The organism is Deinococcus betulae (assembly GCF_020166395.1).
Classification (GTDB): domain Bacteria; phylum Deinococcota; class Deinococci; order Deinococcales; family Deinococcaceae; genus Deinococcus; species Deinococcus betulae.
Genome location: NZ_JAIQXU010000007.1, coordinates 140,340 through 150,320 on the forward strand (window position 1 = coordinate 140,340; position 9,981 = coordinate 150,320).

At 54.1% G+C, this 9,981-nt stretch carries 14 protein-coding genes and 1 pseudogene; 2 read left to right on the forward strand and 13 right to left on the reverse strand.

The genetic code is table 11. From position 1 onward, the window contains the following. Positions 1-90: 90 nt before the first annotated feature. From K7W42_RS07755 to K7W42_RS07790, 8 genes are all read right to left on the reverse strand, one after another. Entirely contained in the window at positions 91-1,302 is a 1,212-nt protein-coding gene (locus K7W42_RS07755) for a hypothetical protein (RefSeq protein ID WP_224573634.1), read from the reverse strand. A 102-nt stretch (positions 1,303-1,404) separates the two neighbouring features. Beyond that, entirely contained in the window at positions 1,405-1,845 is a 441-nt protein-coding gene (locus K7W42_RS07760; RefSeq protein ID WP_224573636.1) for a DUF2511 domain-containing protein, read from the reverse strand. Positions 1,846-1,878: 33 nt separating this feature from the next. After that, a complete protein-coding gene (locus K7W42_RS07765) occupies positions 1,879-2,070 on the reverse strand; it encodes a hypothetical protein (RefSeq protein ID WP_224573638.1) in 192 nt (63 codons plus the stop codon). A 71-nt stretch (positions 2,071-2,141) separates the two neighbouring features. Beyond that, complete coding sequence (locus tag K7W42_RS07770; protein ID WP_224573640.1) at positions 2,142-2,639, reverse strand: helix-turn-helix domain-containing protein; 498 nt, start codon at positions 2,637-2,639, stop codon at positions 2,142-2,144. A 3-nt stretch (positions 2,640-2,642) separates the two neighbouring features. After that, on the reverse strand, positions 2,643-3,650 hold the full coding sequence (locus K7W42_RS07775; RefSeq protein ID WP_224573642.1) for a ParB/RepB/Spo0J family partition protein: 1,008 nt from the start codon (positions 3,648-3,650) through the stop codon (positions 2,643-2,645). Beyond that, positions 3,643-4,233 (reverse strand): hypothetical protein, encoded by a 591-nt coding sequence (locus K7W42_RS07780; RefSeq protein ID WP_224573644.1) that lies wholly within the window; start codon positions 4,231-4,233, stop codon positions 3,643-3,645. Before K7W42_RS07780 ends, K7W42_RS07775 begins: the two co-directional genes overlap by 8 nt. Before the next feature lie 228 nt (positions 4,234-4,461). After that, positions 4,462-4,842: a hypothetical protein gene (locus K7W42_RS07785; RefSeq protein WP_224573646.1), complete on the reverse strand. Its 381-nt coding sequence runs from the start codon at positions 4,840-4,842 to the stop codon at positions 4,462-4,464. After that, positions 4,839-5,111: a hypothetical protein gene (locus K7W42_RS07790; protein ID WP_224573649.1), complete on the reverse strand. Its 273-nt coding sequence runs from the start codon at positions 5,109-5,111 to the stop codon at positions 4,839-4,841. Before K7W42_RS07790 ends, K7W42_RS07785 begins: the two co-directional genes overlap by 4 nt. Before the next feature lie 173 nt (positions 5,112-5,284). On the opposite strand from K7W42_RS07790, the gene K7W42_RS07795 reads away from it, so the two are divergent. After that, positions 5,285-5,512, forward strand: coding sequence for a helix-turn-helix transcriptional regulator (locus tag K7W42_RS07795; protein WP_224573651.1), 228 nt, complete (start codon positions 5,285-5,287; stop codon positions 5,510-5,512). 279 nt (positions 5,513-5,791) lie between these two features. On the opposite strand, the gene K7W42_RS07800 is transcribed toward K7W42_RS07795, so the two are convergent. After that, positions 5,792-6,871, reverse strand: a complete 1,080-nt coding sequence (locus K7W42_RS07800; RefSeq protein WP_224573653.1) for a GTP pyrophosphokinase — start codon at positions 6,869-6,871, stop codon at positions 5,792-5,794. Between the two features lie 189 nt (positions 6,872-7,060). After that, positions 7,061-7,507: a hypothetical protein gene (locus K7W42_RS07805; RefSeq protein WP_224573655.1), complete on the reverse strand. Its 447-nt coding sequence runs from the start codon at positions 7,505-7,507 to the stop codon at positions 7,061-7,063. A 195-nt stretch (positions 7,508-7,702) separates the two neighbouring features. Between K7W42_RS07805 and K7W42_RS07810 the strand changes: the two genes are divergently transcribed. Next, a complete protein-coding gene (locus tag K7W42_RS07810) occupies positions 7,703-8,143 on the forward strand; it encodes a hypothetical protein (protein ID WP_224573656.1) in 441 nt (146 codons plus the stop codon). A 99-nt stretch (positions 8,144-8,242) separates the two neighbouring features. Here the strand turns inward: K7W42_RS07810 and K7W42_RS07815 are convergent, their stop codons facing one another. From K7W42_RS07815 to K7W42_RS07825, 3 genes and pseudogenes are all read right to left on the reverse strand, one after another. Continuing rightward, a complete protein-coding gene (locus K7W42_RS07815) occupies positions 8,243-8,584 on the reverse strand; it encodes a hypothetical protein (RefSeq protein WP_224573659.1) in 342 nt (113 codons plus the stop codon). Between the two features lie 144 nt (positions 8,585-8,728). Then, positions 8,729-9,652, reverse strand: coding sequence for a hypothetical protein (locus K7W42_RS07820; RefSeq protein ID WP_224573661.1), 924 nt, complete (start codon positions 9,650-9,652; stop codon positions 8,729-8,731). A 28-nt stretch (positions 9,653-9,680) separates the two neighbouring features. Continuing rightward, positions 9,681-9,981 (reverse strand): annotated as a pseudogene (locus tag K7W42_RS07825) (hypothetical protein); the annotation flags it as partial.

The window sequence follows — 9,981 nt, forward strand, 5'->3', positions numbered from 1 at the left end:
ACGGGGGGCGGTAGGAAGGTGTGATTGCAGGGAAAGACAATACTCCCGACTCTGGCTGGAGACGTTGCTTCAGTGACTTCAGAGTTACTTCTAGTCTCTCTTGAACAGATCCTTTACTTTCCTAAGTGCCTCAGGAATATCAAGCTGGAGAGGACCTATATCGTAGGCTTTCACCTTAACTACACCTCCAATAACGTCTTCCGTTTCCTCCTCCTGAATCCTAAGTGATTCCGCGAGGATGTTCCCAGACTGTGTTGAATTTGCCAGCGCCTTAGCCTGATCAGCCATAATCTCGCTCTGTCTAGCGATCATTTCACCTTGCTGGCCGATCAGGTTCTGTTGACCTGTGAGCGTTATTCGAGCAGCTCTTAGCTCTAAATTCCTTGCATTGTTCTCAACCTGTAGAGACATAATTTGCGACTGGTAGCCTGCGATCACAGCTTGCGTCCTACTTTCCGCAAGAGACAATGAGCCTTGAGCGGGACTGCGGTTCTCTGAGAGGCTCAGATAAATAGAGAGGGCTTCGTTGATTTTAGAAAGGCCGATGTCCTTGTTTTCTGGAACGACGGAAAACAGAGTTTTGCCATCATGGTGGCTCAATTCTAAATCAACGTTTTCACCAGCATCTTTTAGAAATTGACCAAAATACATCAGATATTGCTCACAAGCAAATTTTAGATGCGGGGGAAAATCAAATTCAAGGCTAATCAGACCCTCTGATTTCTCGCTACTCAATAGATCGATCGTATCTTTAATTAACTGTTTTGTGATGCTCATACTCTCTTCGATTACCTCTCTAACCTGTGCCTCCAATTTCCAAATAATCGGGATGCTATCTAACTCAATGCCCTCTAATGATTCTTCTAACTCAAAATATTCCCAGTACATTTTAGTAATACCGTCTAGAAACTCTCTTGGGCTAAAGTTCATTGTCCAATCATCATATTTCAAATTCAATGTATAAGATGCCGTACCGCTACCCGAATCAACGACTAATCGATTATCCTCTACTAGAGAAGAATTGAGACTAGCAGAACTTTCAGAAATCATAATAATAATTCCAGATAGATCTGCTAAGGAGATATCTTTCAATGGTTCAAGCATCATCAAAGAGCCGGCCATAATATAGGTATCTGTTGCTAAAATTTCTTTACCATCGTCATCTTTAATTAAATGCTTACGCTCTCCGATTTTGAAATCAAATTCTTCCTCAGATATGTGTTCATCATCGATGAAAAGACGAATGCTGCCTTCCTCTCGCAAAATCTTGCACCGTGGAGCTTGAGCAGGTTCAGTGTTCACCTCTGCAGCTTATCCCCCCGCCACAGCAATCCCTTCCCAGATCTTGAGCAGGGGCCGCCCGTCTCTGGCCGCTGCCCACTGCGTCAGATGGCTTTCACAGACTTAGCAGAGCTTGAGTCCATCTTCAATGAGGCGACCGACGCTCCCTTCGCCCCGATACGCGGCGCTGAACTCGTACCATCCCTGTGCCTTGGCCTGGCCCAGAGCGGTGCCGTTGAGCGCGTAGACGTTCGTGCTGTTGGCTTGAGCGAGGGTAATGGCCTGATCTGGCTGGCAGGTCAAGGTGCCACTACTGAACTGGAAGGGCCAATCTGCGTACTCTGTGGCGGTTACAGGCCGACTGTGCGGGTCACCACCACCTCTGAGCTGCGTTAGAACACCGAAGAACACGATGATGCCGACGCACCAGAGCAATGCTTGACCACACCCCATGCCACGACCCTTGCTTTGGGACCGCTGCTGCGCTTGCACCTGCGCTCGGTACGCTTCTTCTGCCTCGATACGAGCCTTCGTTTCAGCGTCCAACTCTGGGCGTTGAGTCATACTTCGCAGCTTAAACCGCTACCTCTGCGGGGGTCATCTCAAAATCCGCTTGGCCTCATCTGGCAGCCGCTGGCAAGCTAATGCACGCAACTGCGCACCAAGATTCATATCTTTAGCGCCGAGCAATACAGCTACTCTCCGCACATCAGTGACGGTCAGGCCGGCACTCAGTGCCTTCTGCGCTTCCATGCAAATAATCCGTTCCTGTTCGGCTGGGTCCAGCATGCTGCGCCTCCTGAGATGAGTTCAACGAAGACACCGCCCACTGGGTCAGGGGCGGTGTCAACCAACGGTTGTCAATTTAAGGGAGCATCATCCAGACCTGTTGCCCAGTCGGGCTTCTCGGGTCGCTGGCGCACCTCGCCTGCTTCAATGGGGGCATACAGCATTTCGTAATCGATCCTCTCCCGCCACATCCCCTCCCGCGCCTGATCGGCCGCCGCATAGTCTTTGACCTTCAGTGCCGAGATAAGCGCCTCCATGTGCGGTCTGCTCCGCTCCAGATGGGCTTCATACGAGTCCACCGGCAACTTGCCCGACTTGTAAGGGCTGTACATCTTGAGCCGCTGAGACTTCCCCAGGATTTGCTGACAGGCGCGCAGCGTACACATGTAGATGGGCGGGTGAGGCTGCGCCGCCGCGTAGGCTTCCAAGCTCTCGGGTTTGATCAGCACCTGCCCGTCTTCGTTCAGAGAAGCCAGTTTGCCAGTCTTCGCAAGCCGCCGGATGCTTTGCTCACTCATCATGATCTCGGCGGCGGCCTGCTTGACCGTCAGGAGTTCAAGGCTGTCCATGACTTAGTTTAGGGCGGCCCGTTCGGCGTCCACTGTCTGGGCCTGCACTTCCGCTCGGCGCGCCGCGTCCTGCATTCGCCGGATGAGTTGCTGCCACCGCGCCGCAAAGTCCCCATTCCACTCTTCGGCGTTGTAGCGACTGGTGAGCACCTTCATGTAGAGGTCGTCATTTAGGGCGTCTTCCATCTCGGTCAGCAGGCCTTCCATCTTGATACAGGTCTCTGTGCCGCGCGCTTTGTTGTCAGCAGCCAGAGCGGCTTTCATCTGCTCATGGACTTTCACCGCCTCCTGCGGCGACTTCTCGCCCGATTCCACGGCGCGCTTCAGGTCTTTGTTCCGCTCAATCTCAGCGGCCTGCAGGGCGTTCAGGTGGCCGTCAATCATGGCTTGGTTGACGGTCGTGCCCGCACGGCGGGCCAGCGTGGCGCCGGCTGACACACTCAGCTCCCCAGCGTCTACAGCCTGGCGAATGACCGGGGCGGCAGGACTTTGAATGATGGTCTTGGCGCGCTGGTATGTCTTTTCGCTCAAGCCCACAGCATCAGCAGCTTGCTTGCTGGTACGCCCCTCCCGGCCCAAAAACTTGGAGCCATTTGACTCCAGGTTTTCAGATTCCTGCTTCTTGGGTCTACCACCCTTGCGCTCCGCCGCCATAGCAGAGAAGTATGCTTCACGCGCTAGGCCGATGTCTGCCCGCTGCATGACGGTCAGGTGCCGCCGATACTGCGCGGCGCTGGACAGGAATTTCACCTCCTCGCCCTCATCGGCAAAGACAGCTTCCATCGCCGGGATATGGCTGTACCCCACCTCACGCGCCGCACGCACCCGCTGGTGGCCATCCACGATGACGGGCACGCCAGTCCGCAGGCTGACTCGAATAGGCTCCTGTACGCCCCGGCTCTCGATATCGGCCCTGAACTCTGCCCACTCCCTGCCCGTGATGTCGGGGACGTTCACCTGCCAGGGGTGGGCCTGCAACTCGGCCAGCGGAAGAGTCCGAACCTCAGTCACTGGCATCCTTCAGATCAATCCCCATTTCAGCGGCCTCCTCATTTTCGAAGAGCGTGGCCTGCACCTGAACCGTACCCGTCGCCTTGTACTTCTGGCCAGTTTGAATATCGAGGCGATCATCTGCCCGCTTGGCGCCGCCGACCACGTTATGACGCACCAAGGTCGTTTCCTTGGCCCGCACCTGCTTGGCTGTCAGCACCCGGAAGCGGCCCTTATACCAGCCGACTTCCAAGTGCAGCACCTTGCGGCAGACCTTGGCAATCGTCTTGCAATACCAGTCCAGGCGCATGTCATAGCGGGTCATACCGCACAGCTGGGCCATCTCGTTGCGCGTCAGGCCATGCAGCAGATTGACGGCGTTGGAAGTCCACGAGATGAACAGCTTCTCTGCTGGGCCAGAGTTCATGGCCTTGCGTTGCCGCCCGCGCTTATCCGTGGTCTTCGCCTGAATCACAACGTTGGCCATGTGACCCGGTTCGGTGAAGTTTTGCGTGATGACCAGCACGACGGGGTGCAGGTAGCGCATGTCATAGACGGCAATTTCCAGAGCCTGCGTGCCCATCAGTTCAATGGCGGCATTCACTTCGGTGTAGAGCGTGACCTGTGCAGTAGGCATTTGGCTCAGGGGTGGGATGCGCGGCTGACGGACTTTGCGGGACTTGCCTTTCCTGTTGGGGCTCATAGCGTCTCCAGGGATGTGATCTGGGTGGCCACCCGCTCAATAGTTACGGGTGAAACGGTAATTCCGATTTAGCGACGGGCCTAAGGCAACGCCCGCCTCTCGTGGGGCGGGCGGGTCTGGGGCGTTCAGCTAGTCGGCGGCGTTGGCAAGGGGAGCGGCTGGAACGCCCTCCCGGACAGGTTCTCGCCAGTCGGGGTAACTCTCTTCCTGGCGCCACAGCAGACACACCAGCGCTTCGGCCAGGTCACGGCGGCAGGCGTAGACGCCCACCAGCGTGCGAATCACGCGGCTGAAGGAGGCGTCTTGAACCTCCTTCACGCCCCGCACGAACATCACGGTTCCGAAGGCTGGGTTGACAGAGAGCATTCCTGCACCCTGCCGCGCCATGTTGATGCGGCGGGTGGTGTACACCCCCTGATCGTTGATGTACAGGATGAGGTGCCGCTTGTCGGGGGTAATCCGAGCGTCCATCAGCTCTGGGACGGGGTTGCCGTTGACGGTGACGCTCATGCGCTCCGCCCCAGAGCACGGGCCATGCTCGCCGGGAAGGGGATGACCTCGCTCAGCACGGTCAACTTGGAGCCGGTGAGGATGCGGGCGGCATCGTGGACCGTGGCCGGCTGGCCGTCAATCTCAGCGGTGAAGACGCCCGTGCGGCGGCTGATGGTGACGGTGTGGGTGCTGTGGCCCGTGACCACGCCGCACTCGCGGTAAGTCACTTCAGCGTGCCAGGTGCGGCTGAGGGCGGGAACTTTGGTGCTCTGCGCGTCATACTGCATACGAACCTCCAGGGGTTTACAGAGAAGCCCTCGCCTCGCCGTCCAAAGTTCGGTGGGGCTTTTCTGTACATCAATAGTAACCTCTTGCGTTACGTTACGTCAAGCGTTACTATTGCCCTTAGCTGGTGGTGAGTTGTACGGGCAATTTCCCAGGAGGTGTTACCTTGAGGTTTGTGAACGAGGACATCCGCGCTCAAGTCAAGAAGGTCATGAAAGAGCGAGGACTGACGCAGCAGGCAGTGGCCGATGAGCTAGGCGTGGACCGTGTCTATGTCAACCGCATGCTGAGCGGAAGCACCAGCCAGGTGCCCGCGCGTTGGGCTGAGATGCTTGGTCTTCTCGGCCTGCGCCTCACGGTGGAGCCGATTGAGGGCGACTCAAAAAAACTCAGTAATTCCTGAATTCTTGAATTCAAGAAAACGCTCAATTTGAGCGATTTGCCTCAGTCCCGCCGGCTCTCCTCCTCCCGATACACGAGCGCCCCCAGCGCTGGCCGGGGGCGTTGTTTCGTGGGGTGGATGTGGGAAGCAGCTTGACATCACAGTCAGAGTTGGCTTCAGCGGAAATGAAGCCAGAGGGCTGACTAGCAGGTCAAAACCCCTGTGAACATGAAGAGGTCAAGTTCTTTAGAGTTTTTCTGTTTCTGACATACACAGATGAATAATATAAGAACTACCTCCCTAATGGACCATTCTCTTTAAAACGTTCAAGGTTTCCCTGGCTAGATCTTGATCAATGTAGTTATTTTCATCTACTTCTTCGTTAAGTCCCAGAATTTCTTCTATATCAGCCCCAGATCGAAAATCTTTTAGCAGACACATCCCATGTATAGAGAATCCTTTCGGAGACGATACAAAATTGACAATATTAGAAGCCGCCTCATAGTCATTAATCTCAAATTTCTTAATATCCTCAATATTTTTCTGATAGTAGGCGGACAATTGACCAATCGTAGTGAACCCAGCTCGCAAGAGACGATCTATAAGCGAAGGTGAGATCGAATTACTTAAAAAAATACCCGTAGCCGAGATAATCTCATCTTCAACTTTACGCACCATAGGACCTTCTACAAATGTAGTTAGAGAAGTTAAGTCAATTAGTATTTCCGACTGCGGATCGTTAATCTGACTCTTTACTTTATTTACATAGTCGTCTATTTCTCTTTTTATCTCATTGAAGGTTCGATCTGCCACTTCAAGCAGACTGGCAGCCTGAGAAAACTTCCTCTTGAGCAACTTAGGAATTTCATTTTGAGCTTTGTATCCCAAATCATGCTCAATTTCGGCCCAAGCATGCTGTAAAACTGATCTGATCTGAATCTCAAACGGTAAGTCTTTATATTGAGAATATTCTGTCATTTTAATCCGCTCATCAGTAAGTCTAACCACGTAATGAAGCGACAGATAACCAAACTTGTCAGGCTCTATAGCCGACCTCTTATCTATAGAATTAGCCTTGTCTATTTCAAACTCCCTCTCTATAACTTCCGCAACTCTATCAATATCACTTTCCATCAATGTTATTATTCTAATACCAACAATGTCTGTAACTTCATCGATAGAAACATATTTAGCCTTTTTAATACATTTTTTCTTCAGGCTCTCTATATTCTTAACTCTAGAAGGGATGCTATGAGGCCTGATTTCCTCGAAGGAGAGCAATTCTTCTATCAAGACTGAAACCTTTTTAGCTAGAGCGCTGTAAAGGTTGGATTTGGCATCAAAAGCGTCCTGAATCAACTTAGGATCTGTCAAAGGCACAGAGAAATCCTATAGTAAGACCCATGTAGTACGGTCAACACCTGGCTGTCAGGCATCAATTTGCCCTCAGACCTAGAAACTGAGTCTACCCAGCCGCGCCGGGCCAGATACGCGCTGTTGTGCATCCTGCCTCCAGAGGGGGAATGACAAACCCCCGCCAAAGCAGGGGCCATCGTGGACCTGAAGTATTTACTCTCGGGAAAACATGGTACGGGTGTAGTACCAAATGCCCATAACGAGGGCGGCACAGGCCAGCATCGCCTCAATGAACGCCATGCCTGGCGTGATTTGCGCCAAGAGGTTGAGAAGCCAGCCCATGCGCCAGCCATCGAAGGTATCGGCGTCCATCAGGCGGCTGCCAATTCCAGCGATGAAGCTGGCGCCGAAAAAGTAAAACGCCGCCAGTAGACAGCGGCCTGCTCGTCCGTACCACAGATGGCGCTTTGAACCAGTTGACACAGACTGCTGAGCATTGAAGAGCAGTGCGGCAAACGCAGCTACCGTCAAAGGAATGAGCGCCGCCGCATCGTTCAGCCCCTGTGGGAAAACTTGCAGTGCTGCTCGTTTACGGTCAATTAGCTGAGTGTAGAGAATGGCCAGAATCCAGAAGGCAGAGAAGCCACTTGAGAGCAGCAAGAGGAAAGCGTAAACACGCATCAATCCCGGTAGATCGTTTCTTCTTGCCCATCGAGTTGATGCAAGCTGCGAACGCCTCCTTAAGCGTCGTACTTTACGGAAAAAGCTTTTCATAGCGCCGAATACGACCACTACGAGCTAACAGTTTCTTGATTGGCTTGCCTTTCCTCATATCACCCCCGTATAACTATCCTTATGCCGTACGTCAAATTGAGTGACCAGATCGAGAAGCTGACCAACGCGCAGCGCAGCGACGCCTTTATCAAGCAGTTCCGTGACGCCGTGCGTGAAGGCAAGATTGACGCGGCGGATCTGCCCAGCCGCTTTGAATTGCCCAAGCAATTCACCCGCCGGGGCAGTGATGAGACGTACAGCAAGACCGTGAAGGATATGGTCTTTGACCACACCCCCGAGTTTGATGCCTGGTTTGACGAGACCAATAAAGGCCTGACGGGCGGGCGTAAGGGCAGCAAGCCGAAAGCGACGCTGGAGAACATTGAAGCGGGCTTGGTGGACTTCAAAGAGCTGGCCGCAGCAACCCGCGCCAAGATTGAAGCCAGCTATAGCAAGGGTCAAGCACTCGGCAAGAGCCGCGCCACTGGCGCCAAGAAGCCTGGCCGCAAAGCCAAGAAGTAACCCGTTCTGAATGATGGAGGCCCCCAGATTTGGGGGCCATTTTTTGCCTTCACGTGTCTTCTGAAGAGGGCGCCCCTCACCCAGGAGGCCTGCTCCGCTTTACCGACGCTCTGGCGTTCTTGAGAGCCGGAAGGCAGCGCCAGCGGTGAGTACGGCCAGCAGCAACGGTCCAAACGTCTTCATTGGATCGTGGATCAGGATGCCAATGATCGTGTCCCCCAGTTGTACGCCGGTCATCACGAGCGCCAGCAGAATCAACGCTGGGCGTGACCGCCACACGAAGAGCGCGACGGCCAAGAGGGCCAGACTGAGACTTCGTGACACCGCATACTCGGCATTGACCTGCGCTTCTCCAACGCTGTTCAGTGCCACAAGGGAGAACCCAAGACTGGTGAGGGCATTGACTGCGGTCATCACGGCCGTGAGGAGGTAGGCGTTCACCACATGACCCTACTGCACGGCATCTCCTGATCCCCAGAGGTCCTCTTTCTGTCCGTTTCCCGTGCATGGATCACCTCCGAAGGGGAATGAAAAACCGCCCACGGGGGGCGGCTGGTTTGAAAGCAGGAGATTTGACTTCTCAGCTCAGTTGATCGTGAATCCCAGGTCGTCTACAAAGAAATGTTTGTATTGATTGGTACCAGCGATAGAAATGTAGCTCACGTTATTCCAAGCCACTGTATTGGTCGCCACTGGCTGCTGATTGGCAGCCGAGTTGGAAAACGTTGTTGTTCCAATAACATTTCCACTCACACCGTAAGCAGTCAACGTTGTTGGTTCTGCTGACTCCCAATTTCCCGCGCTGATGCTGGCGACGTTAAATGTATTTCCGTTCTCTGTGCGAATGCGCATAGGTCCGGCGGTCAAATAGCCCGCGATAGCCTTATGACCATCTGGAAACACTTTGAAACCACTTGCGTTATTTTCAACAAGATAGTGGTTGTTATCGCTCGTCTCAAGACGAAGCCCCAAGTCAGTGGTCACAGTTCTGGCTAGATACTGGTAAAAAGTATTGCTGTACCCATTACGGTACTGGAAGGCAAGGCTGTCAAATAGGTTTCTGGATGCGGGCACAGGGATGACAGCAGTGAACGCAGCAGTTTTAACGTCTGTCCCACACGTTAGCGTGATGGTAAAGGTTCCACTCGACGTGTAGCTGTGGTCCTTCTTCTCCGTGCTGACATCAGCTGGTGTGGGCGTCAAGACGCTTTCCGTCATGCCGTCGCCCCAGTTGACGGTGCAGGCGGTGGCCGCCGGGTAGGTGGTCTTGACGTAGGCGCGTGCAGAGCTGTCAGTGAGCTTCAGGACATTGAGATACGACTTGGAGGCAACCGCCTGGGCGCTGAGATCACTCGTCAGTCCCAGGTTTTGGAGGTCACGCAGAACAGTCGCTTCAAACGACGCCACGTAGTCCACACCAGAGATAGAAGGTTGGGCGTTCAGCTGGGGCGCAGAAGTCGTCCCGCAGGCGGCGAGCAGCAAGGGAAGCAGCAGTGCAAATCGTTTCATGGGTAGAACCTCGGAGTAGGAGAGGGGCTTACCAGCCGATGTAGTAATCGACCGTGGCGGTGTACAGGCCCGTGGAGGCCGTCCACTGGTGCGCGCCCGCTGTGGCCGTCAGGGCGTAGCTGTAGCGGCTGCCGTCCTCAGCGTTGCTTTCTTCTTCCGTCGGCTCAAACGCCGTGCTCAGCACGATGTTCAGCTTCTTGGTGCCGTTCAGCAGGTCCAGGCTGCCGTTGGCGTTCCACTTGGTGTCATCCCAGTAGCCCAGGAAGGGGCTGGAATCCAGGTTGCAGCGCACCAGCACGTCACCGCTGCCGGTGGCAGCCGTTGCGTTA